Genomic DNA, 253 nt, shown 5'->3' on the forward strand with positions numbered 1-253 from the left:
GATCAAGGCCTCATCCTTGCGAACCTCATCCATAATCCGCTCAATCGACGGGTTGAGCCCCTCCAACACGATATATGCGTCCACTTTATACATCTGAGCGGCTTTTAGAATACCGACCGATGCCCCGATCACGTCCATGTCGGGCAGCTTGTGCCCCATCACGATGACGCGGTCGCTCTCCTGCATCAGATCGCGCAGCGCATGGGAAATGACGCGAGCGCGGACCCGTGTCCGCTTCTCCACGGCATTGGAT

The 253-nt window shown here is 57.3% G+C and carries 1 pseudogene; it reads right to left on the reverse strand.

The annotated features are described in order from the left end of the window. Nucleotides 1-253 (reverse strand): annotated as a pseudogene (locus ACSNOG_RS33670) (hypothetical protein); the annotation flags it as partial.

The organism is Streptomyces sp. URMC 124 (assembly GCF_051386455.1).
Classification (GTDB): domain Bacteria; phylum Actinomycetota; class Actinomycetes; order Streptomycetales; family Streptomycetaceae; genus Streptomyces.